The sequence below is a fragment of the Campylobacter concisus genome (genome assembly GCF_015229955.1).
Taxonomy (GTDB): Bacteria; Campylobacterota; Campylobacteria; order Campylobacterales; family Campylobacteraceae; genus Campylobacter_A; species Campylobacter_A concisus_AT.
This window is the reverse complement of the sequence record NZ_JAAKYZ010000001.1, coordinates 757,535-780,358: the sequence shown is the minus strand read 5'-3', so window position 1 is coordinate 780,358 and position 22,824 is coordinate 757,535. Positions and strand designations below refer to the sequence as shown.

General features: G+C 38.1%; 20 protein-coding genes. 18 read left to right on the top strand and 2 right to left on the bottom strand.

Annotation, left to right across the window (positions count from 1 at the left end; all coding sequences use genetic code 11):
- Positions 1-7 precede the first annotated feature (7 nt).
- From G6W45_RS03930 to lpxD, 11 genes are all read left to right on the top strand, one after another.
- Entirely contained in the window at positions 8-970 is a 963-nt protein-coding gene (locus tag G6W45_RS03930) for an NAD(P)/FAD-dependent oxidoreductase (RefSeq protein ID WP_194167587.1), read from the top strand.
- The gene (locus tag G6W45_RS03925) at positions 967-3,219 is read left to right on the top strand and encodes a coiled-coil domain-containing protein (RefSeq protein ID WP_194167586.1); all 2,253 of its coding nucleotides are present in this window, start codon (positions 967-969) and stop codon (positions 3,217-3,219) included. The genes G6W45_RS03930 and G6W45_RS03925 overlap by 4 nt, the downstream gene beginning before the upstream one ends.
- Positions 3,216-3,923 (top strand): tRNA1(Val) (adenine(37)-N6)-methyltransferase, encoded by a 708-nt coding sequence (locus G6W45_RS03920; RefSeq protein ID WP_194167585.1) that lies wholly within the window; start codon positions 3,216-3,218, stop codon positions 3,921-3,923. Before G6W45_RS03925 ends, G6W45_RS03920 begins: the two co-directional genes overlap by 4 nt.
- Positions 3,920-4,285, top strand: a complete 366-nt coding sequence (locus G6W45_RS03915) for a YkgJ family cysteine cluster protein (RefSeq protein WP_084107877.1) — start codon at positions 3,920-3,922, stop codon at positions 4,283-4,285. The genes G6W45_RS03920 and G6W45_RS03915 overlap by 4 nt, the downstream gene beginning before the upstream one ends.
- Positions 4,264-5,529 (top strand): tetratricopeptide repeat protein, encoded by a 1,266-nt coding sequence (locus tag G6W45_RS03910; protein ID WP_194167584.1) that lies wholly within the window; start codon positions 4,264-4,266, stop codon positions 5,527-5,529. The genes G6W45_RS03915 and G6W45_RS03910 overlap by 22 nt, the downstream gene beginning before the upstream one ends.
- Entirely contained in the window at positions 5,526-6,311 is a 786-nt protein-coding gene (gene trpC / locus G6W45_RS03905; protein WP_194167583.1) for an indole-3-glycerol phosphate synthase TrpC, read from the top strand. Before G6W45_RS03910 ends, trpC begins: the two co-directional genes overlap by 4 nt.
- The gene (locus tag G6W45_RS03900) at positions 6,311-6,793 is read left to right on the top strand and encodes an HIT family protein (protein ID WP_021091390.1); all 483 of its coding nucleotides are present in this window, start codon (positions 6,311-6,313) and stop codon (positions 6,791-6,793) included. The genes trpC and G6W45_RS03900 overlap by 1 nt, the downstream gene beginning before the upstream one ends.
- A complete protein-coding gene (gene mnmH, locus G6W45_RS03895) occupies positions 6,780-7,787 on the top strand; it encodes a tRNA 2-selenouridine(34) synthase MnmH (protein WP_194167582.1) in 1,008 nt (335 codons plus the stop codon). Before G6W45_RS03900 ends, mnmH begins: the two co-directional genes overlap by 14 nt.
- Before the next feature lie 270 nt (positions 7,788-8,057).
- Positions 8,058-9,752, top strand: coding sequence for an acetolactate synthase large subunit (locus G6W45_RS03890; protein WP_346265358.1), 1,695 nt, complete (start codon positions 8,058-8,060; stop codon positions 9,750-9,752).
- A 2-nt stretch (positions 9,753-9,754) separates the two neighbouring features.
- Positions 9,755-10,216, top strand: coding sequence for an acetolactate synthase small subunit (gene ilvN, locus G6W45_RS03885; protein WP_346265357.1), 462 nt, complete (start codon positions 9,755-9,757; stop codon positions 10,214-10,216).
- Positions 10,216-11,169, top strand: coding sequence for a UDP-3-O-(3-hydroxymyristoyl)glucosamine N-acyltransferase (gene lpxD, locus G6W45_RS03880; protein ID WP_194167579.1), 954 nt, complete (start codon positions 10,216-10,218; stop codon positions 11,167-11,169). Before ilvN ends, lpxD begins: the two co-directional genes overlap by 1 nt.
- A 146-nt stretch (positions 11,170-11,315) precedes the next feature.
- On the opposite strand, the gene G6W45_RS03875 is transcribed toward lpxD, so the two are convergent.
- Together G6W45_RS03875 and pta are read right to left on the bottom strand one after the other, a co-directional pair.
- Positions 11,316-12,512, bottom strand: coding sequence for an acetate kinase (locus tag G6W45_RS03875; RefSeq protein WP_194167578.1), 1,197 nt, complete (start codon positions 12,510-12,512; stop codon positions 11,316-11,318).
- Position 12,513: 1 nt separating this feature from the next.
- Positions 12,514-13,881, bottom strand: coding sequence for a phosphate acetyltransferase (pta, locus tag G6W45_RS03870; RefSeq protein WP_194167577.1), 1,368 nt, complete (start codon positions 13,879-13,881; stop codon positions 12,514-12,516).
- A gap of 68 nt (positions 13,882-13,949) precedes the next feature.
- Between pta and flgH the strand changes: the two genes are divergently transcribed.
- From flgH to hypF, 7 genes are all read left to right on the top strand, one after another.
- Positions 13,950-14,657: a flagellar basal body L-ring protein FlgH gene (flgH, locus tag G6W45_RS03865; RefSeq protein ID WP_072594280.1), complete on the top strand. Its 708-nt coding sequence runs from the start codon at positions 13,950-13,952 to the stop codon at positions 14,655-14,657.
- Positions 14,658-15,003: 346 nt separating this feature from the next.
- The gene (locus G6W45_RS03860) at positions 15,004-16,149 is read left to right on the top strand and encodes a hydrogenase small subunit (RefSeq protein ID WP_021091342.1); all 1,146 of its coding nucleotides are present in this window, start codon (positions 15,004-15,006) and stop codon (positions 16,147-16,149) included.
- A gap of 9 nt (positions 16,150-16,158) precedes the next feature.
- The gene (locus G6W45_RS03855) at positions 16,159-17,877 is read left to right on the top strand and encodes a nickel-dependent hydrogenase large subunit (RefSeq protein ID WP_194167576.1); all 1,719 of its coding nucleotides are present in this window, start codon (positions 16,159-16,161) and stop codon (positions 17,875-17,877) included.
- Positions 17,878-17,886: 9 nt separating this feature from the next.
- Positions 17,887-18,567, top strand: a complete 681-nt coding sequence (gene cybH, locus G6W45_RS03850; RefSeq protein ID WP_194167575.1) for a Ni/Fe-hydrogenase, b-type cytochrome subunit — start codon at positions 17,887-17,889, stop codon at positions 18,565-18,567.
- Entirely contained in the window at positions 18,567-19,109 is a 543-nt protein-coding gene (locus tag G6W45_RS03845; protein ID WP_194167574.1) for a hydrogenase maturation protease, read from the top strand. The genes cybH and G6W45_RS03845 overlap by 1 nt, the downstream gene beginning before the upstream one ends.
- Complete coding sequence (locus G6W45_RS03840) at positions 19,106-20,578, top strand: hypothetical protein (RefSeq protein ID WP_194167573.1); 1,473 nt, start codon at positions 19,106-19,108, stop codon at positions 20,576-20,578. Before G6W45_RS03845 ends, G6W45_RS03840 begins: the two co-directional genes overlap by 4 nt.
- Complete coding sequence (gene hypF, locus G6W45_RS03835) at positions 20,562-22,787, top strand: carbamoyltransferase HypF (protein WP_194167572.1); 2,226 nt, start codon at positions 20,562-20,564, stop codon at positions 22,785-22,787. The genes G6W45_RS03840 and hypF overlap by 17 nt, the downstream gene beginning before the upstream one ends.
- The last annotated feature ends 37 nt before the right edge of the window (positions 22,788-22,824 follow it).

Genomic DNA, 22,824 nt, shown 5'->3' with positions numbered 1-22,824 from the left:
GAAAAAGATGGTGAATGTTTATGATCTAATCGTTGTTGGTGGCGGACCTTGTGGCATAGCTAGCGTAGTAGAGGCTAAAAGAAATGGCTTAAGTAATGTTTTGCTCCTTGAAAAAGGCGACAATCACAGCCAAACGATCAGAAAATTTTATAAAGACAATAAACGCGTTGATAAAGAGTATAAAGGGCAAGATAGCACGATACATGGGCTAGTTTCGTTTGAAGATGGCACAAAAGAGAGCACGCTTGATTATTTTGACAAGCTACTTGACTCTGAGAATATCGAGGCTTTTTTTAACTCTGAGGTCGAAAGCGTAAAAAAAGAGGGCGAAATTTTTAAAGTAACTACCTCAAAAGCTGTCTATGAAGCCAAAAACGTGATGGTTTCTATCGGCAAAATGGGGCGACCAAACAAACCTGACTATAAGATCCCGCCATCACTAAATTCAGTTGTAAATTTTAACCTAGATAACTGCACAAATGGCGAAAAAGTGCTAGTTGTGGGCGGTGGCAACTCTGCAGTTGAGTATGCTATCGAGCTTTGTCAGTATAATAAAACGACGATCGCTTACAGAAAAGATAAATTTAGCCGTGTGAATGAGACAAATTTAAGCGCACTTTGGGAGCTTGAGAAGCACAATAAAATAAAAGTAAGGCTAAATCACGATATAACCGAGATCGATAATGAATCAGGCAAGGTAAGAGTGCATTACGAAAATGGCAAGATCCGTGTCTATGACAGGGTTGTCTATGCGATCGGTGGTTCAAGTCCGGTTGATTTTCTACAAAAATGTCAGATAAAAACTGATGAAAAAGGCACTCCGATAGTTGATAGCAATTACCAAAGTAGCGTGCCAGGACTATATGTGGGAGGAGATATCGTTTTAAAAAATGGTGGCTCTATCGTGGTCGGACTAAATCACGCTCATAGCGTCATCAAAGATATCTTAAAAGGCAAGGCACAAGCTTGATAAATAAAATCGCACTAGCTATTGTTTGTCTGATAGCTGGCTTTTCTCTCTCGTTTTTGAAATTTCAAAAAGAGGACGAAGCGCCAAAAGATACTAATCAAACGATTTACTCTATAAATTTTGATGATCTCCCTGAAGAAGAGAAGCAAAGATATGTAAGCAAAGACGATCTTTACGAGTATGGCGGCTACATCACGCCAAAGAGCTACATGCAAAATTTTGTTGATGACAAGGATCTAAATTTATCAGACAATGTCAAAGAGCTTCAAGAGCAAGTGCGCGAGCTAAGCAAAAAAAATGAAATTTTGGCCGCTGATAATGTCGATATGAGCGAGAAAAATTTAGACTTCATAAGCAAAATTTCAGAGATGAAAAGAAATATCGAAAATGAAAAAAACGAGATAGTTGAAAAAAACCAAAAGGCTCTTGGCGAGCTTGAGGCGCAACACTTTGAAAATATCCAAGCTCTGACAAAGCGCCTAAATGAAGCGCAAGCTGATATGATAGAGAGCTCAAAGGCCTACGAGAAAAAGATAATCGACCTTGAAAATGCGATAAATGATGCTAGAAATGGCGATGAGAGTAAACTAAAAGATGCCGAGGCCAGCTTTAATAAATTTAAAGAGAGCTTTGAGGCAAACTACACTGCTTTAAAAGAGCAAAATAACGAGCTAAACGCGACACTTGCGCAAAAAGAAGCTCTTATAAAAGAGTATGAAAAAGCTCAAAGCGAAAAAGATAGAGGCGAGAAAAAAGAAATTTTGCTTTTAAAAGAGGAGATCGAGCGAGTTAAAAACGACGCTAACACTCAAAAATTTAGCTACGAAAAAGAGATAAATGCGCTAAATGATGGCTTTGAGACGCAAAAGAGCGTTATGGAGGATGAGCTTTCTAAAAAGACAAATAAGATAATTGATCTGCAGGAGGCACTTGAATCAAATCAAACTGCCTTAAAAGATAGAATTTATGAGCTTGATGAGATAAAGAAAAATTTAAACTCAAAAGATTTGGCAGTTGAAAACTATAATGGTAAAAATTTGGAGCTAAACGCCTCCCTTGCGGCACTTCATAAAAGTTTTAATGATTTAAAAGAAAAAAATCTTAAAAGCGAGCAGGAAAATAAACTCGCAAATGAAAATATAAATTCGCTTAAAAAAGAGCTTGAACGGGTAAATTTGATAAACAAAAAGCTAGAGAAGCAAAATTTAGATGCAAATACAAGTTTAAGTGAGCTAAATAAAAAGCTAAATTTAAGTGAAGAGAGCCTTAAAAATACAAGAGATGAGCTAAAGACGCTTGATACAAAGACGAATAAATTTTTAAAAACTTTGTTTGAGCAAAATCAAACTATCTCTTTGCAGACCCAAAAGCTTGGTTTAAATGACAGTGAGTTAAAAAATTTAAGTGCAAAGATAAATTTAAAAGATGAAAAGATAAAAGAGCTAGAAAATAATCTTACACAAACAAGTCAAATGCTAGCAGCAAAGCAAAGTGAGCTAGAAGCTCAAAAAAGAACACTAAAGATCGATATGCAAAACTATGAAATTTTGCGTCAGCAAATAAATATTTTGCAAAAGAAGATAGCTGATACGTCGGCTCTTTTTGCTGATAGCAATAAAAGTGGCGGTAAAAATTTACTAAGCTTACAAAATGAGCTTGAAAGCGCAAAACATAAGTTAAACGAGAGTAATAAGACGATTGAAAGGTTAAATTCTAAAATAAACGAACTTAGCTCATCTAGCGTAAAAGGAAGTCCAGTAAATGCCAAGATCATCGAACTTCAAAAAGATATCGAGCAAAATTTAAATAGGCAAGATGAGCTTGAAAATGAAAATGTAAATTTAAAAAATATTTTGCAAGCTACGACAAAACCTGAAACTCCAACAAAGCTAGTTTTGATCTCTAGCCTTGAGTGTGATGACATGGACGCAAAAGATAAGATTAGCGTGATGTGTAAGAATAGGGTGAGCGAATTTTTGCAAAGATTTAACTCAAACTACCTTTATGAGATAATTCCGATCGTAGATAAGAAAAATTTTGTCATCCCATCAAATGTGGCTCAAAGCATCAAAAAAGACGATCTTGGCAGGCTAAATAACTATGTAAATTATGGCGTTGGTAAAGAGCGCGCAAAGGCAGCAGCCGAACTTATAAAAGAAGAATTTGGCGATTTTGCAAGGATCAGCTTTAGCTCTGAAGTGATCGTAAAAGATGTCACGCGTGGCTTTATCATCAAGGTTTATAGATGATCTTGGCTCAGCTAAAAAGTGGCTATCGCTACAACAGCGATACGCTGGTACTTTATGATTTTATAAGCTCAAGTTTGAAAAATTTTTCAGGCAGGATTTTAGACGTTGGCGCAGGATGTGGGATACTTGGGCTTTTGCTTAAACGCGACTTTAAAAATTCCAACCTAAGCTTACTTGATATCTTGCAGATAAATGGTGAAATTTCTAAATTTAATGCCAGTAAGAATGGCTTGGAGGCAGAAATTATAAATGCTAATTTTGCAAATTTTAAAGATAGTGAGAAATTTGACCTCATCGTATCAAATCCGCCATTTTATCACGAGGGTGCAAAGCAGAGCGAAGATGAACATATAAAGGCTAGTAGATACACAAGCTCTTTAAGTTTAAAAGACTTTATAAAAGGTATAAGTGTAAATTTAAAACCTCACAAAAGGGCATTTTTTTGCTATGCACCTGATGATCTTAGCCAGATCGTAATGTGCCTAAAAGAGTTTAAGCTAAATTTAGTAAGCCTAAAATTTATTCATACAAAGGCTGGTAAATCAGCAAATTTAGCCTTATTTGAGGTAAGAAATAATTCAAACTCAAAGCTAAAAATTTTGCCACCTTTAGTGATGAGCGAAAATGGCTCGCATACAAAAGAGGCGATTGAAATTTTTAAAAAAGCTGATACAAAGAGCGTCGATTATCAGGGGCTAGCATGAGAGTGCAAGGCTTTAACTATGAGTTTGATGCGAGCTTTTGCGAGAGCTGTGGTGGTAAGTGTTGCACGGGAGAGAGCGGCTACATTTGGATAAACGAAGAAGAAATTTCAAAATTTTGCACCGCATTTCATATGAGTAAAGATGAGTTTGAAAAGCAGTTTTTAATAAGAGTTGGGCTAAGGTGTAGCATAAAAGAGAAGCCTTATGAAGATGGCTTTGCTTGTGTATTTTTTGATGAAAAAAATAAAAACTGTTCAGTTTATGAGCTAAGGCCACAGCAGTGTAGGACTTTTCCATTTTGGAATTATTTTAAAAAAAATTTAAAGGAGCTAAAAGCAGAATGTATTGGCGTAAAATTTTAGTATTTTTTATGAGCGTATTTTTTAACTCGCAGCTACTTTTGGCTGACGATAATAAAAGTATAAATTTACGTCTAATGCAGGCTTTATTGTTTCAAGATAGCGGAGATGTGAATGCTAGCATTCAAGCTTACTCAAACATTTTTAAAGATACAAATCAAAAAGCTTATTTAAAAGAGGCGATCAAACTCGCCTTTGCTACAAAAAATGAAAATTTAGATGCTTTGATAAATGAAGGCGAAAAAAGCTTAAAAGACGATAGCGATTTTATCCGTATAAAGGTGGCAAATTTAGTAAATCTTTCAAAGCTAAATGAGGCTAAAAGCTTAATGCAAGAGCTTGCTACAAAAGAACCAAATGCTCAAAATTTACTCATGCTTGGCACTATTTGTATGATGCAAAATGAAACAACGACTGCACTAAAATACTTTGAAGAGGCATACTCGCTAAAGCAAGAAGAAGAAAATTTGCTCCGCATCGTTGATATTTTGATAAATCGTATGGATAAGATAAAAGACGCTACGAAATATCTTGAGAAATTTAGAGATGAACAAGGTTGCACGCTAAAGACTTGCGAGCTTTTGGCTGAAATTTACTCCCAGCAAAGAAATTTTCCAAAAGTGATCGAACTCTTTGAAGAGCTTTATGAGCTAAATCACGATACTTCGTATATTGATAAGATCGTGCAGTTTTTTATCTATGATAAAAATTACAAAGCAGCAATTGAAATTTTAAAAAAATATAGCTACAACGATATAGCTCTTATGGATCTTTATGCGGCGACTAGTAATTTTGGTGACGCATACATACTTGCTGTTAAAATTTATAACGATAGCAGGGATTTAAATTTTTTAGCAAAGGCTGCCATTTACGAATATGAGATGAATAAAGATACCTTGAACGAACAAAAAATGGCTGAAATTTTAGATAAATTTGAAGCTAGCGTGCCAAAGCTAGAAAATGATATGTTTTTTAACTATTATGGCTACTTGCTGATAGATCATGATATTGATCCTAGAAAGGGTATAGAGCTTGTGCAAAGGGCACTTACCATCTCACCCGAGTCGCCTTATTATGAGGATTCGCTAGCGTGGGGATATTTTAAGCTTGGTGAATGCAAAAAGGCAAAAAGCATCATGCAGCACGCGATGAAAGATATTGATTTTAGAGCTTCAAAAGAGGCAAAAGAGCATTTGCACCTAATAGAGCGCTGTATAATAAATCTAAATAAAAGGCTTAAAAAATGATACTTGATGAGATAATTAAAAAAACTAAAGATGATCTTGAAAAAAGAAAAGCAGACTTCCCTGAGGAGTGGCTTGGTCGCTCGCTCGCGTACAATCCATACGTGCCAAGAGATGTTTTAAGTGCGCTTAGAGCAAGTCAAAACGAGCCTATAAAAATCATAGCAGAGATCAAAAAAGCAAGCCCAAGTAAGGGTGTGATAAGAGAAGACTTTGAGCCTATAAAAATCGCTCAGGAATACGAGCCATACGCAAATGCTTTTAGTATCTTGACTGAACCACATTGGTTTAAAGGCAACATCGAGTATATCACTCAAGTTAGGCGCTACGCATCAAGGCCGATCCTTAGAAAAGATTTTATTATTGATAAGTATCAAATTCTTGAAGCTCTTGTTTATGGGGCAGACTTTATCTTGCTCATCGCAAAAGCATTAACTCAAAACGAGCTAAAAGAGCTTTTAGACTACGCTCATCATTTAGGTCTTGAAGTTTTGGTTGAAACTCACGATGCGAGTGATGTGAAAAAAGCTATCTTTGCAGGAGCAAATATAATAGGTATAAATCACCGAAATTTAGATGATTTTACGATGGATATGAGCCTTTGTGAGAAGCTCATACCACTTTTGCCAAATGGCAAGATAATAGTTGCTGAAAGCGGTCTTTACGAGCATGAACAGCTTAGAGAGCTAAGTAAAATAGGCGTAGATGCTTTCTTAATAGGAGAGCATTTTATGAGGCAAGATGATATAAAAAATGCCGTCAAAAAGATAAAGGAGGGCGAGTAATGCAGCACCTTTGTGCCCCTTGGAGAAGCGAATACTTTAGCGCTAAAAAAGATAGCTGTGTTTTTTGTGACGTTATAAACTCAGATGATGATGATAAAAATGGCGTACTTTTTCGAGCTAAACATTGTTTTGGGATTATGAATTTATATCCGTATTCTCCAGGTCATTTTATGATAATACCAAATCAGCATACCGACAAGATCGAAGAGCTTGATGAGCAGACTTGGTTTGAGATGAGTAAATTTGTAAGGCTTGGAGTTGAAATTTTAAAAAAAGAGCTTTATGCTAATGGCGTAAATATAGGTATGAATTTAGGCAAAGCAGCAGGAGCTGGCATAGCTGAGCACGTGCATTATCACCTTGTGCCAAGGTGGAGCGGGGATACAAATTTTATAACCACCATCTCTGATGTGAGAGTAAATGGCACGCCATTTCATCCACTTTTTGAGAAACTAAAAAAGGCATTTAGTGCCGTTATTTGAGCTTGATGCAGAGCAGTGGCTAGAGAAAAGAAGCTCTTTTGAAATTTTAATAGACGCAAGATCGCCACATGAATTTTTATATTCGCACATAAAAGATGCTATAAATTTATACGCTTTAAATGATGCGGAACATAAAGAGGTAGGCACGATCTATAAAAGCGATAGATCCCTAGCAAAGAGCCTTGGCGCAAAATATATCTGCAAAAATTTACAAAATATCATTGATGAGGTTTATAAAAGAGCCAAGGTTGGTTCAGCTATTGGCATCTACTGCGCTAAAGGCGGGCTTAGATCAAATTCTGTTGGCTATGTGCTAAGCATGATAGGATATAGAGTTTTTAGACTTAGTGGCGGTTATAAGGCTTATAGAAATCACGTTTTAGAATTTCTAAATCGACCTTTGAGCACAAAATTTATCACTCTTTTTGGAAATACTGGCTGCTACAAAAGTAAGCTCATAAGGGCTTTAAGTCCGTCAATAGACCTTGAAGCTATGGCAAATCATTTAGGATCTGTCTTTGGGGCGATAAATGGCGTGCAGCCGAGCCAAAAAAGCTTTGAAGATGCGTTGTTTGAAAAGCTCATCACGCTAAAAGATAAAATTTGCTTTATTGAGGGTGAGAGCAGAAGGATAGGCTCGTTAAGTTTGCCAAAAAGTCTTTATGAGGCGATGCGAAATGGTATAAATGTCGAAGTAAGTGCAAGTTTAGAAAAAAGAATTTCTTGTATAGTAGATGACTATAAAAGTGTGGATAAAGCCTTTTTTGAAGAGTGTATGAAGAAAATTTCGCCATTTATCGATAAAAAAGCTAGAGATGAAGCTGTGGCTAAATTTAATGAAAATGACATTGCTAAAGTAGCTGAAATTTTACTCACAAAATACTACGATAAAGTCTATAAGAAAAATGAAAATATTAATATTTTCATAAATTCTGACGACTTTGACGAGGCTGTTAAAAAGCTAAATGATATAAAAAATGAAGCAAAATTTTAGATTTAGTTTAATTAAAAAATTAAGCCTAAAATTTATACAAATTAGTTTTAGCTCTTAAAATTTTATAGTCTTTGCTCACTTAAATTTATCAATTTTACTAAAAATAATATGTTTAGTTTTATGTAAAATATTTTGTATTATTCTTTTAAATTAGTTAAAAATTTTTCAAGAAAATCAAGGCAATACCTAAAATTCGCTAGAAAGTTAAAATGGATTTAAAATGCTTTGGGATATAATCTGCGATAAATTTATCAAAAGGCTAAAGTGATGATAAAACAGATTTCTGGTTCACAGATGATAAGCGAGGCCTTGCACGAAGAGGGCGTTGAGATAGTTTTTGGCTATCCTGGCGGTGCAGCTTTAAATATCTACGACGAAACATACAAGCAGACTTATTTTAAACACGTTTTGGTTCGCCACGAGCAAGCAGCCGTTCACGCAGCCGATGGATACGCTAGAGTTAGCGGTAAAGTCGGCGTTGCTTTTGTGACAAGTGGTCCTGGCTTTACAAATGCTGTCACAGGCCTTGCAACAGCTTATAGTGATAGTATTCCAATCGTGCTTATAAGCGGTCAAGTACCAACATTTATGATCGGTACAGATGCTTTTCAAGAGATCGATGCGGTCGGCATTTCACGCCCCTGTGTTAAGCATAACTTTTTAGTTAATAGCGTTGAAGAGCTACCTCGCATCATAAAAGAGGCGTTTTACATCGCAAGATCAGGCCGTCCAGGACCGGTTCATATCGATATCCCAAAAAATATCACATCAAGACTTGGTGACTTTGTCTATCCAAAAGAAATTTCTATTCCAAGTTACAAACCAACCTATAAGGGCAACTCAAAACAGATAAAAAAAGCAGCAGTTGCGATAAATGAAGCTAAAAGGCCGCTTCTATACATCGGTGGCGGTGCGATCGCATCTGGAGCTAGTGATATTATCCGTAAATTTATGAAAAAAACTGGCATCCCAGCGGTTGAGACGCTTATGGCTCTTGGCGTGCTTGATGCAAAAGATGAGCTAAATTTAGGCATGGCAGGCATGCATGGTAGCTACGCTTCAAATATGGCACTTAGTGAGTGCGACCTTCTCATCTCGCTTGGAGCTAGATTTTGCGATAGGATCACTGGCAGGACGGACGAGTTTGCCAAACATGCAAAGATAATTCACATCGATATCGATCCAAGCTCTATCTCAAAGATCATAAATGCTCACTATCCAATAGTTGGTGATCTTACAAACGTGCTAACTGAGCTTTATGACGAAGTCAATTCAAAGCCTGAAAACTACGCACCTTGGAGAGAAATTTTAGATAGATATTCTAAACTAAATCCACTTGGCTACACAGATAGCGACAAGGTCTTAAAACCACAATGGGTTATCGAAGAGACAGCAAAGATAGCAGGAGCTGATGCAATAATCTCAACAGACGTCGGACAGCACCAAATGTGGGTGGCGCAGTTTTATCCGTTTAACCGAGCAAGACAGCTTGTCACAAGTGGCGGACTTGGCACAATGGGATTTGGCCTCCCTGCAGCGATAGGCGCAAAATGCGCAAAACCAGACAATCTTGTTATAAATTTTACAGGCGATGGCTCAATACTTATGAATATCCAAGAATTAATGACTGCTCATGAGATAAATATGCCTGTTATAAACATCATTTTAAACAACAACTTCTTAGGCATGGTTCGTCAGTGGCAGACATTTTTTTATGAAAAACGCTACTCATCGACTGATCTTAGCTTGCAGCCTGATTTTGTAAAGATCGCTGAGGGATTTGGCGGTATTGGCTTTGTTTGCAAGAGCAAGGACGAGTTTAGAAAGGCTTTAAAAGAAGCGATCGATAGTAAGAAATCAGCGATGATCGACGTTAGGATCGACCGCTTTGAGGATGTACTTCCTATGGTTCCAGCTGGAGCTGCGATTTATAATATGATATTAAAGAGCAAGGAAGAAAAATGAGTATCAGAAGAACGATTTCGGTTATAGTTTTAAATGAACACGGCGTTTTGGCTAGAATTTCTGGGCTTTTTGCGGGCAGGGGCTACAACATCGATACGCTCACCGTTGCTCCGATACCTGAGAGCAACTTCTCAAGACTGAGCATCGTAACTAGTGGCGACGAGAGAGTTTTAGAGCAGATCGTAAAACAGCTTCACAAGCTTATCCCAACTTATAAAGTCATAGAAAGTGGCGAATTTGTCGAAAAAGAGATGGCTCTTGTGAAAATTCCTCTTGGTGAAAATTTTGCTGGCCTTGAAGCGATACTAAAGGCATACAACGGTATCGTGACAAATACAAATGAAAACTACATCGTTGTCATGGTGGCTGACGATGCGAGTAGGATAGAGAACTTTTTAAAATCGATAAAGAAATTTAACCCAGTTGACGTCGTACGTGGCGGATCTGTGATAATGGATATATGATGAAACTAAGTGAAATAGCCTCAAAAGTAAATGCTACTTTTAGTGGAGAAGATCTTGAAATTTTTGCTCTAAATTCTTTAAAAAATGCAAATAAAGCTGAGCTAACATACTGCGATGGCGAGAAGAATGCAAAATTTATAAGCACGTCAAACGCTGGAGCCATCTTGGTGACAAAATCGCTTTTAGACTTGGTGCCAGCTGGTATGGTCGCACTTGTGTGTGACAACCCGCACCTTGCATTTGCCTTGCTTAGTAAAGATTATGCTAAGCCGCTTTTTTGTGAGCCAAAGCCATCAAATATCGCCAAGAGTGCAAAGATAATGCCAAATGTCTACATAGGCTCAAATGTGAGCATTGGTGAAAATACGATAGTCATGGCTGGAGCATTTTTGGGCGATAATGTGACTATCGGCAAAAACTGCATCATCCACCCAAACGTAGCCATTTATAACGACTGCGTCATCGGTAACGAGTGTCATCTGCTGGCAAACTGTGTGATCGGAAGCGATGGCTTTGGTTATGCACATACAAAAACTGGCGAGCATGTAAAAATTTATCATAATGGCAATGTTGTTTTAGGCGATTATGTCGAGATCGGTGCTTGCACGACGATAGATCGTGGTGTTTTTGAAAGCACAGTGATCGCAAACTACACAAAGATAGATAATCTCGTTCAAATAGGCCATAACTGCGAGCTTGGAAATGGCTGCCTAATCGTCTCACAAACTGGCCTTGCTGGCTCAACAGTGCTAGGCAGAAACGTTGTAATGGGCGGACAAAGCGGCTCAGCTGGTCATGTAAAAGTGGGTGACTTCGCGCAGATCGCTGCACGTGGAGGCGTTAGCAAAGACCTGCCTGGCGGCAAAAAATACGCTGGAGCTTATCCGATAATGGAGCTTTCAGATCAGTTTAAACTCCAAGCAAAAATTTTGAGATTTTTTAAGAAAAATTGATTGCAAGCTTTTGCGAGCTTAAAATCGCAAAAGCTTTTTATCTCGTAGCCTAAAAATGCTAATTCTATTTTAAAACGAGCTAGACTTAAAATTTATATGTTGAGTTTGGCAAAATACAAATTAGCTATTTTATTTTAAATTTCTATTTATTTGGCTTTGTTCTCTTTTATTACTCTAGCCGTTTCTATTGCGATTTCTAGCTCTTCGTTTGTTGGTATGATGAGCGTTTTTATCTTAGCGTCATCCCCGTCTATGCATCTCTCGCCTCGCATGTCTTGGAAATTTAGATCGTGATTTATGTGAATGCCAAGATGTTTTAATTCATCACAAATTTTTTGCCTTGTATTTGGCGCGTTTTCGCCGATACCGCCAGTAAATATAAGTGCATCAACGCGTCCTAAAATGGCGTAATATGAGCCAATATATTTTTTCACTCGGTAACAAAACATCTCAAAAGCAAGTCTTGCGCGCTCGTCATTTTGCATCTTGGCTACGACCTCTCTCATATCGCTTGAGCCACAAATTCCAAAAAGTCCGCTCTTTTTATTTAAAAAGTTATCGATCTCGTTCCACTTTAAAACGCCGATATTTAGCAAGTAAATGACCACAGCTGGGTCCATATCGCCGCTTCTTGTGCCCATTATGAGCCCTTCAAGTGGGCTAAGCCCCATCGAGGTATCGATACTTTTGCCATTTTGTACTGCACAGGCTGAGGCGCCATTTCCTAGATGAAGTGAGATAGCGTTAAATTTATCAAATTCTATGCCAAGCATTTTGGCCGCTTGTTTGCAAACATATCTATGTGATGTGCCATGAAAGCCGTATTTTCTGATGTGATGAGTCTTGCAAACGTCGTAGGGCAGGGCGTAGCGGTAGGCATACTCTGGCATACTTTGATGAAATACCGTGTCAAAAACGACCACGTGAGGTACGTTTTTGCTCTCCTTCATCGCATTTTTGATGCCAGCAAGGTGCCCCGGGTTATGAAGAGGGGCAAGTGGGCTTATCTCCTCGATCTTTTTAATAACGCTCTCATCAACGATCATCGAGCTAAAAAAGCTCTCTCCGCCATGTACTATCCTGTGTCCGATGCCGTCAAGCTCGCTTAGATCGTGCAATGTATGCGAGGTTACAAAGAGCTCGTTCATCGCCTCAAGTCCGTCATGGTGGTCTTTTATAAAGCGTTTTATCTCGTAGGTTTTGCCATTTGCTTTTAACACCGCTCTTGAGCTGGAGCTGCCGATTTGCTCGACTAGACCGCTTGCTAAACTGGTTTTGGTATCCATTGCAAAAAGTTGAAATTTTATTGAGCTACTACCAGAGTTTAAAACCAAAATTCTCATATTATTCTCCTGCTTGTATGGCGCTGATTAAGATGGTATTTACCACGTCTTCAACAAGACAACCGCGGCTTAGGTCATTAACTGGCTTTTTTAATCCTTGAAGTATTGGACCCACAGCTAGAGCGTTTGCGCTTCGCTGAACTGCTTTATAACAGATATTTCCGCAGTTTAAATTTGGAAAGATAAAGACATTTGCATGCCCAGCAACCTCTGAGTTTGGCATTTTTTTGCCAGCGACACTTAGATCAACCGCTGCATCAAACTGAATTGGCGCTGCGATTTTTAAATTTGCATCAAGCTCGCTAGCTTTTTTAGCAGCTTCTTTTACAAACTCCACATCAGGCCCACTTCCACTATCAGCCGTAGAGTAGCTCAGCATAGCGATCTTTGGGTTAAGACCAAAGGTGCTTGCTGTTTGAGCACCACTTAGCGTGATACTAGCTAGCTCATCTGAGCTTGGATTTGGCGTGACGGCGCAGTCGGCAAAAAGCAAAATTTCTTCTTCAAGTGCCATGAAAAATGCCCCACTTACCACGCTTACATTTGGCTTTGTTTTTATTATCTGCAAGGCTGGGCGGATCGTATCAGCCGTGCTCATCGTAGCGCCACTTACCAAGGCATCAGCTATTCCTTCATGAATTAGCATCGTAGCAAAGTAAATTTTATCTTTTGCAAGTGCGTTTGCCTTGACTTCGTCTACGCCTTTATGCTTTCTAAGTTCATAAATTTTCTTTGCAAATTCATCTGTTAGCTCGTTTTGTTCTGGATTGATCACTTTGGCTTTGCTTAAATTTAGCCCCAAAGCGGCCGCTTTTTTTGAAATTTCATCTTTAAGTCCTAGCAAGATGATATTTGCCGCGTCTTTTTCTAGTACGATATGAGCCGCTTTTAAAATTCTCTCATCGTCGCTCTCTGGTAAAACGACGGTCTTGTTTGTCGCTTTAGCTCTTTTTAGAAGCAAACTTTGAAATTTAAATTGTGTGATGATATCTGCTTTATAGTTTAAAATTTCATCTATCTTATCGGTAATTAGAAGCTTTGAGTTTGGATTTAGCGCTTTTAGCTCGCTTGCGTTTTCATCAAAAACTGGTGCGTTTAAATTTCTTGCTAGCTTTAAATTTAGCTCGCTTTTGCCAAAGACACTAAAGCTCTCACAGCCAAGAACTATGACAAAGTCGCTTTTGGCTTTTAGCTCTTCAAATTTATCTATAAATTTTAGAAAAAACTCTTTTTCATTTGAATTTATTAAGTTATTTTTATCGTTTTCGTCTGGGATTATCTTAAAAATCTCAACTTTTTTGAATTTTGTAGCTATAATTTCTTGCAGATGTGCTAAATTTTTGTCTGTAAAAACGTAACAACTTTTCATTTGCGACCTTTTTAGGAACTTAAATTGCTTAATTTTAGCACAAAGATACTTATTTTAAGGCATTTTTTATGAACCATAAAACGATTTGGCTCGTCTTATCTGCGGGCATTATTTGCACTGGCTGCACACCAAGCGCTGATCCTCATATCAATATGAAACCCCCAGTTTATGTCGAGCAACTCCCTTCAAAAGATAGTGGAACCGGACAAAGCAACGCTGGTAGCCTCTTTGGAAAGGGCGAAAATCCTCTTTTTTCAGATAGAAAAGCGATGAATGTAAATGATATCGTGACTATCGTTATCTCAGAAAATGCAAGCCAAACTTCAACTGGTAGCAAAAGCACAAATAAAGATAGCACCATCTCACTTGGTGGCGGTGTATTTACGGCTGGAGCTGCTCCACTTTCAAATATAGCTGATAATCTAAATAAATACGGCGATATCGGCTTTAAAGCAGGTGGCGGCAATAAATTTACAGGTAGTGGCACGAGCAACAGAAGCGAGAAATTTACCGCAACCATTTCAGCTAGGATCATAAAAATACTAAATAACGGCAATTACTTTATCGAGGGTAGCCGCGAGCTACTTATAAACGGCGAAAAACAGATCATGCAAGTAAGCGGCGTCATTAGGCCTTATGACATCTCACAAAACAACGAAATCGACTCAAAATATATAGCTGACGCTAAAATTTTATATAAAACAGAGGGTGAGCTAGACAAATCTACCAAAAAACCTTGGGGCACAAGACTTATGGAAGCTATCTGGCCATTTTAATGCAACTTTAAAAGCCTAAAATTTAATCAATTTGGGCTTTTAAAAATTTATATCTCAAAAATTTCTCTCGCCTTAAATATGCTAAATTTTTAGAAATTATTAAAAATTATAGTTGATATTTACTTTCAGAATAATATGCTTAAAATATTGAAGATTCATCAAAATAAAATAAAATTTCTCAAAATATTATTTTTTATATTTTGAAAATATATCGCAAAAAAAGGGATTTTAAATTTTTTAGTTAAAATTTATTTAATTACAAATATTAATTTTATAAAATAATTTTTTACTTCTTTAAACAAAGATATTATTAACAAAAGTAAAATTTTCAAGCAAAGGAGCTTATATGAATAATGACTTGCGTCAAAAGATAGATAGACGCTTAAGTGAGCTTAGTGCGTTGCCTAAGATGAAAAGCGACTCGAGTATTGCGCAGCTTTTAAAAGATAAGGGCTTTACGAGGCGTGATTTTATGAAGTGGGCTGGTGCGATGACAGCTTTTATGGCTCTACCAAGTGCGATGACACCGATGGTTGCTCGTGCTGCTGAGCTTAGCGATAGGCTTCCTGTGATATGGCTTCATATGGCAGAATGCACAGGCTGTAGCGAGAGCTTACTAAGAACCGATGCTCCAAGTATAGATAGTCTTATATTTGACTACATAAGCCTTGAATACCACGAAACTATCATGGCAGCTTCTGGTTGGCAGGCTGAAGAAAATTTAGAGAGTGCGATCGAAAAATACAAAGGCAGATACATTTTGCTAGTTGAGGGCGGTATCCCAACTGGTGCGACTGAAAATTTTCTAACTGTTGGACCTCATGGCACAACAGGTAAAACTCATGCTGTAAATGCTTCAAAAGACGCAGCTGCTATCTTTGCGATCGGCACCTGTTCTAGCTTTGGTGGCATTCAAGCTGCAAGGCCAAATCCATCAAATTCAGTGGGACTTTCAAAGGTCACTGATAAGCCAGTTATTAATGTTGCGGGCTGTCCACCAAGTGAGAAAAACATCGTTGGTAACGTGCTTCACTTCTTGCTTTTTGGCACACTTCCAGCACTTGACGTTTATAATAGACCAAAATGGGCTTATGGCTTAAGAATTCACGATCTTTGCGAAAGACGTGGTCACTTTGACGCTGGCGAGTTTGTCCAAAATTTCGGCGATGAAGGTGCAAAAAATGGCTACTGCTTATACAAAGTAGGTTGCAAAGGTCCATATACATTTAATAACTGCTCACGCGAGAGATTTAACCAGCACACATCATGGCCAGTTCAAGCGGGACACGGCTGTATAGGCTGCTCAGAACCAGACTTCTGGGATACGATGGGACCATTTGAAGAGCCTATGGCAGATAGACTCTTTGATACTGTTTTGGGTCTTGGAGCTGATAATGTCAGCGATAAAGTTGGCATCGGAATTTTAGCTCTTACAGGCATTGGTATAGCAGCTCACGCTGTTATAGCTTCTATGAGTAAAGATAAAGAATAAGGCGAAAAAATGAGTGAAAAAAGAATAGTAATAGACCCTATAACACGTATCGAGGGACACTTAAGAATAGAAGTTGTTGTAGATGAAAATAATGTTGTAAAAGAGGCGTATTCTGGCTCAACTCTTTGGCGTGGCTTAGAGCAGATCGTAAAAGGCAGAGACCCAAGAGATGCTGGCTTTTTTATGCAAAGAATTTGTGGCGTTTGTACATACTCACACTACCGAGCAGGCATCATCGCAGTTGAAAATGCCCTTGGCATCAAGCCTCCGTTAAATGCCGAGCTAACTAGAACGCTTATGAACGCAGCTTTATATCTTCACGATCACATCGTGCATTTTTATCAGCTTCATGGCATGGATTGGGCGGACGTCGTCTCTGCACTAAGTGCAGATGTACATAAAGCTAGCGAAGAGGCGTTTAAATACACTGATTTGCCATTTGCCACGGGAGCTGACAAGCTAAAAGAGGTAAAAGAGAGGGTTGAAGCATTTGTTAAAAAGGGCAACCTTGGACCATTTGCCAACGCATACTGGGGACATAGCACATATAAATTTACGCCAGAGCAAAATTTGATCGTCCTTTCTCACTACTTAGAGTGTTTAAGAATCCAAAGAACTGCAGCTCAGATGATGGCGATCTTTGGCGCGAAAAACCCACATCCACAAAGTTTAACAGTAGGTGGTGTGACCTGCGTAATGGACCTTATGGATCCAGCTAGAATGGGCGAATATATGAGCAAATTTGCTGAGATCAAAGAATTTGTTGATAGAGCTTACTATCCAGATATCTTGATGGCAGCTAAAGCTTATGGTAATGAGCCAAGCGTTCTAAACGACGTTGGTGTGGCAAATTTACTCTGCTACGATGAGTTTTTGATTGGTAAAAATGATCATCTATTTAAAGGTGGCTATATCTTAAATGGCGATCTTAACAAGGTTTATGATATCGATGAAAATAAAATCACTGAAGAGGCTACTAGGTCTTGGTATAAAAACGACAAAGCGCTCCACCCATACGACGGCGAGACAGAGGCAAACTACACAGGTCTTATTGACGGCGAGAGCATAGACGCCGAGGGCAAACTAGCTCACAGCAAGCTTTTTGACACAAAGGGTAAATATAGCTGGATCAAAGCACCAAGATATGATGGCTTGCCTATGCAAGTGGGTCCAATAGCAAGCATCGTTATAAACTACGCTAGAGGCAACGAGAGAGTTAAAAAAGTAGTTGATGAATTTTTAGCAAAGAGCGGCTTACCGCTAAGCGCAGTTTTCTCAACTCTAGGCAGAACCGCTACTCGTATGCTTGAGGCAAAAGTAGTAGCAGAGCACACAATGGACGCATTTAATGCCTTGGTAGAAAATTTAAAATCAGATCAAGAGACTTGCGCAAAATATGTAATCGATAACAAAAAAGAGTACAAAGGAAATTTTCAAGGCAATGCTCCAAGAGGTGCGCTTAGCCACTGGTGCCGCATAAAAGATGGTGTTATCACAAACTGGCAAGCAGTCGTGCCAAGCACATGGAACGCCTCTCCAAAAGACTCACAAAATCAAATGGGAAGCTACGAAGCGTGCTTAGTTGGTTTAAAGATCGCTGATCTTTCAAAGCCACTTGAGATAATACGAAAAATTCACTCTTATGATCCTTGCATCGCATGCGCTGTGCATGTTATGGATACAAAGGGAAATGATTTGAGTACTTATAAGATAAATCCAAATTTGTAAGGAGAGAATATGGTACATAAAAATGCTGACAGGATCAGCGAATACGAATTCTCCATCGGCGTTAGGCTGACACACTGGATTAGATTTGCAGCGATCACACTTTTAGTTGTGAGTGGCTACTATATCTCATACGTTTTTGTGAGTCCAGAGATCACGAGCGAGCCTACAAATTTTATGCAAGCAAAGTGGCGTATGGCTCACCAGATCGCTGGTTTTGTGCTAATAGCGGCGTTTATCTTTAAATTTTATCTATTTGTCTTTGATAAACATAGCAAAAAAGAGTGGATGAGTGTGGTTGATTTTCTAAATCCAAAAATTTGGATCGCACAGATCAAATACTATCTTTTTATGGGGCCACATCCGCATTTAAGGGGCGTTTATAATCCTTTGCAGTTTGCCTCATACTTTTTCTTTTATCTTATTTTGACTCTTATTTGCCTAAGTGGTCTTGTGCTTTATGTTCATGTTTATCATGAGGGACTTGGCGGAGCGCTTTATGAGCCAGCGAGGTTTTTTGAAGAGCTTATGGGTGGACTAGCAAATGTCAGAACGATACATAGAATTTGTATGTGGGTCATTATGATATTTGTGCCGATTCATGTTTATATGGCAGTATTTAACGCTGTTAAAGGCAAAAATGGAGCGATGGACGCTATCGTTAGCGGCTATAAATTTGTAAAAGAACACTGATGAGAGTGCTGGTTTTAGGCATCGGCAACGTGATGTTTGCCGATGAGGGCATAGGTGCTCATTTTGTAAATTTGATGGCTAAAAACTATAAATTTACAAGCTCTAAAAACGAGCTTACATTAATGGACGGGGGCACTTTAGCCCTCGCTCTAACTCACATCATAAGCGAATTTGACTATCTTATCGTCGTTGATTGCATTAGCGCGAATGGCGCAAGCGTAGGCGATGTTTATTTTTTCGACTTTCTAAACGTACCAAATTTTATCAGCTGGGACGGCTCGGCTCACGAGATAGAGATGCTCCAGACCCTTCATCTAATGGAGCTTGCAGGCGATAGACCTACGACTAAAATTTTAGGCATCGTGCCTAGCCGCATAGAATCATCAAATTTTAGCCTCTCAGATGAGGTTATAAACGCTTCTAATATTTTAGAAAAAACGCTGCTTAATCACTTAAAAGAGCTTGATTTTAAGTGTGAAAAGGTGGCAAATTTTACCCTAAATGATATCGTTGATGAATACGCTAAAAAAGGTTTAAAATGATACTTGCTTTTAAATTTACTTGCCACAAGGACGCTTCGTTTCTGGTGCCATTTTTACGCTTGCTTGCTGGTGATCTATTTCATAGTCTAAAGTGCAAAGATGATGAAATTTGTCTAAAGGTAAGTGGCAATACCAGCGAGCTTGAGAGCGTGGCAAATAAAGCAAGTGTGCTCTTGCCATTTAGTCTTTTTATAAAGCACAGTGAGGTCTTGGCTGCAAGTGAGCTTGATGAAGATAGCAAGATAAATAAGATAAAATTTGGTGGTCTAACTCCGACTCAAGCGAGCACATTTTTGGCTAGCGAAAAGGCTATCTTAAATGAAAGTGGCGTGCTATGTGAGAGTAAATTTGAGGGCGAGATAACGCTTGATAATTTTAATGAAAAGCTCAAAACTTGCCTAAATTTATTAAAAAACGGCAAGGGCGTTTGCATAGAGCAAGATAAAAATTTATATGAAATTTCTCTTGGCGTAAATTTTGACGCAAATTTCTTGATGCCTGTAAATTTAAAGCAGCTACCAAAAATTTTTATCGCCGATGATAGAGTTTTGACATTTCTAGCTAGCTTTGAAAAGCCACTTTTAGCACTAAAGACGACAGCCATTTATAGACAAAATCACGAGAATGCGCCGCTATTTTTTGACGTGATGGCACCAAATGACCTTTTTCTTTACGCCGTTTGCGAACAGCTAAATAAAGAGGGCTTTAGCTTTTTAAGCGTTAAAGTAAAGGATCAAAAAAATGCTCTTTCAAGGCTTACTTTGCTTGAAAGTAGCGCAGTTTTAAGCCCATTTTTCTATGCAAAAAACGAGGAATTTGAGCTTAGTAATTTTAGCGATATAGCTTTGGGGCTAAAATTTAGCAAATTTAGCGATGATGAAATTTGCCTGCTTTCAAAATCAAGCAAAACGCAGCTTCTATTTTTACCAAAATTTAGTAGCTTTGAAGAAATTTATGAGCTCGTAAGAGCCGATGAGGGTGGCGAAAGGCTACTTGAAAACTTCAGTAAAGAGCATACTTTGCCAAGTGGAAATTTTAGCTCAAATGCTAGCTTTTTCTCGCTATTTTGCATAGCTGGACGCTTGCTTGGCTTAAGCGATGACTTTAAAAAAGCAGGGGAGAATTTGCTCCTTATGGCAGCTGATTTTAGCGGTCAAAAGGGTGTTAGGATCGATTATAAAATGAAAGATGACTTTGGTTTAGACGGGGTTAAGTTTGTAAAAAGTATCATTTCGTTTGTCCTTGCTGGCGCTGGAGAGAAAAACATCAGCTTTGGTTGCACCGAATCTTTAGCGCATTTTTTAAGCGATTTTAGCTATGAAAAACGAGATAAATTTAATATCAAAAATGTTACTTTAAGCGGGGATTTATTTTATAATAAGGTAGTTAGCAACTTGATAAAAAAGCACCTAAACCCAAATATAAAAACAAATTTTGACCCCGGATTTGGCGTTGAGATCAAGCTTTAGATATGAGATCAAAGGCTTAGTTCAAGGCGTTGGTTTTAGACCATTTGTCTATACTTTAGCGCATAAATTCAAGCTAGTTGGTGAAATTTACAACGATGATGAGGGTGTGAAGCTAAATTTTAGCGGTGAAGAGGCTAGCTTTTTGGCTTTTGAAAAAGAGCTTTATGAGAAGCTACCAGCCCTTGCTAGGATCGATGAACTGCATAAATTTAAGATAGATAAAATTTACGAAAAACTTGAGATCATCGCCTCAAAGTCGGCAACCAAACAAGCGCCTATCTTGCCTGATTACGCACTTTGTGACGACTGCTTGCGCGAGTTTTATGACCCCACAAATCCACGCTACAAATATCCATTTATAAACTGCACCAACTGTGGACCTAGATTTTCCATCATCAAAGCATTGCCCTATGACAGAGTAAATACGACGATGAACGAGTTTAAAATGTGTAAATTTTGCGAGAGCGAATATAAAGACCCGCTTAACCGCCGCTACCACGCAGAGCCGATCTCTTGCCCAAACTGCGGACCAAAACTCTATCTAAAAGATAAATTTGGCAAAGTCTTGGCTAGTAAAAACGAAGCAGCCAAAGAGGCAGCTAAGCTCATAAACGAGGGTAAAATTTTAGCCATTAAAGGGCTTGGTGGCTTTCATCTAGTCTGCGACGCGACAAATGAAGCCGCAGTTTGCGAGCTAAGAGCTAGAAAACATCGCCCAAGCAAGCCCTTTGCTCTGATGAGTAAAAATTTAGAGAATGCTAGAAAAATAGCGCAAATTTCAGAGGCAGAGGCAAAGCTACTTAGCTCAAATTTAAAGCCTATCGTCTTGCTTGAAGCAAAAAATGGCTCAAATATCGCAAAAAGCGTCGCACCAAATTTAAACAAGCTTGGCGTCATGCTCGCATTTAGTGGCATACATCTTTTGCTATTTGATTATTTAGAACACGACATCATCGCAACTAGCGCGAATATCTCAGGCGAAGTTGTGATAAAAGATGAGAATGAGCTAAGAGAAAAACTAGGTGATGTCATAGACTTTTACCTTGATCACGACCGAGAAATTTACTCGCCAAGTGACGATAGTATCGCATTTTGCATTGGAGATGAAGTTGTTTTCACAAGAACGAGCCGTGGCTTAAATCCAAATTTCATCCATACAAATTTCAAGCAAAAAGGGACATTTTTAGCCCTTGGAGCGGAGCTAAAAAGCTCATTTTGTATCTACAAAGACGGACTTTTGATGATTAGCCCGTATATCGGTGATCTAAAAAACGTGGCGACTTTTGATAGATTTAAAGATATTTTTACCCTTTTTGAAAAGACTTACAACCTAAAAATCGATAAAGTTGTAGCCGATCTGCATCCAAATTTTTTAAATACAAAATGGGCAAAGGATCAGGGCTTTGAGCTCATTCATTTGCAGCACCACTATGCACATTTGTTAAGTGTGATCTTTGAAAATGATTTGCCAGATAAAGAGTATCTTGGCTTTTGTTTTGACGGCACTGGATACGGGGAAGATGGCAAAATTTGGGGTGGCGAGGTCTTTAGGCTGGATAAAAAAAGTTACAATAGAGTTTATCACTTTGATGAATTTAGCCTATTTGGGGGCGAAAACAGCATCAAAAATATTTATCTAATCGCATATTCTATTATTTTAAAATACTCTCTTGAGGACGAAGCTAGTAAATTTTTAGTAAATTTTGATGAAAAAATGTTTGCAAATTTTAAAAAAATGGAGCAAAAAGGATTAAACTTAGTAAAGACTAGCTCGGTTGGTAGGATATTTGACGCATTTGGGGCGATTATTTGTGGGCTTTTTCACTCGAGTTTTGAGGGCGAGAGTGGTATGAGGCTTGAAGCACTTTATGATAAAAATTTAGATGTGTGTTATAAATTTAGCCAAGATAATGGAGTGATTGGCTTTAAAGAAGCTTTTAAAAGTGCTTTAAAAGATGAGCCAAGAGTGGCTGCAACAGCATTTATAAATGGCTTAGCTGATATTATTTTTGAAATTTCAAAAAAAGAAAAAATGGAAATTTTACTAAGCGGCGGAGTTTTTCAAAATAAGACTTTACTCGAACTTATTTACAAAAAATTTACTAAAGTAAATTTAAAATTTTATATCAATAAAAAATTCTGTAGCAACGATTCTAACGTAAATTTAGGGCAAATTTATTATTATTTATCCACATTTTCTAATAAGTGATGTATAATGATTATAAACGGTAATCAAACGAGAAAGG

What these genes read in the sequence shown, in the direction of transcription:
- G6W45_RS03930 (WP_194167587.1), top strand. Translation starts at nt 8, where the DNA reads ATGGTGAATGTTTATGATCTAATCGTTGTTGGTGGCGGACCTTGTGGC.
- G6W45_RS03920 (WP_194167585.1), top strand. Translation starts at nt 3,216, where the DNA reads ATGATCTTGGCTCAGCTAAAAAGTGGCTATCGCTACAACAGCGATACG.
- G6W45_RS03915 (WP_084107877.1), top strand. Translation starts at nt 3,920, where the DNA reads ATGAGAGTGCAAGGCTTTAACTATGAGTTTGATGCGAGCTTTTGCGAG.
- G6W45_RS03910 (WP_194167584.1), top strand. Translation starts at nt 4,264, where the DNA reads ATGTATTGGCGTAAAATTTTAGTATTTTTTATGAGCGTATTTTTTAAC.
- trpC (WP_194167583.1), top strand. Translation starts at nt 5,526, where the DNA reads ATGATACTTGATGAGATAATTAAAAAAACTAAAGATGATCTTGAAAAA.
- G6W45_RS03900 (WP_021091390.1), top strand. Translation starts at nt 6,311, where the DNA reads ATGCAGCACCTTTGTGCCCCTTGGAGAAGCGAATACTTTAGCGCTAAA.
- lpxD (WP_194167579.1), top strand. Translation starts at nt 10,216, where the DNA reads ATGAAACTAAGTGAAATAGCCTCAAAAGTAAATGCTACTTTTAGTGGA.
- G6W45_RS03875 (WP_194167578.1), bottom strand. Translation starts at nt 12,512, where the DNA reads ATGAGAATTTTGGTTTTAAACTCTGGTAGTAGCTCAATAAAATTTCAA.
- pta (WP_194167577.1), bottom strand. Translation starts at nt 13,881, where the DNA reads ATGAAAAGTTGTTACGTTTTTACAGACAAAAATTTAGCACATCTGCAA.
- flgH (WP_072594280.1), top strand. Translation starts at nt 13,950, where the DNA reads ATGAACCATAAAACGATTTGGCTCGTCTTATCTGCGGGCATTATTTGC.
- G6W45_RS03860 (WP_021091342.1), top strand. Translation starts at nt 15,004, where the DNA reads ATGAATAATGACTTGCGTCAAAAGATAGATAGACGCTTAAGTGAGCTT.
- G6W45_RS03855 (WP_194167576.1), top strand. Translation starts at nt 16,159, where the DNA reads ATGAGTGAAAAAAGAATAGTAATAGACCCTATAACACGTATCGAGGGA.
- cybH (WP_194167575.1), top strand. Translation starts at nt 17,887, where the DNA reads ATGGTACATAAAAATGCTGACAGGATCAGCGAATACGAATTCTCCATC.
- G6W45_RS03845 (WP_194167574.1), top strand. Translation starts at nt 18,567, where the DNA reads ATGAGAGTGCTGGTTTTAGGCATCGGCAACGTGATGTTTGCCGATGAG.
- G6W45_RS03840 (WP_194167573.1), top strand. Translation starts at nt 19,106, where the DNA reads ATGATACTTGCTTTTAAATTTACTTGCCACAAGGACGCTTCGTTTCTG.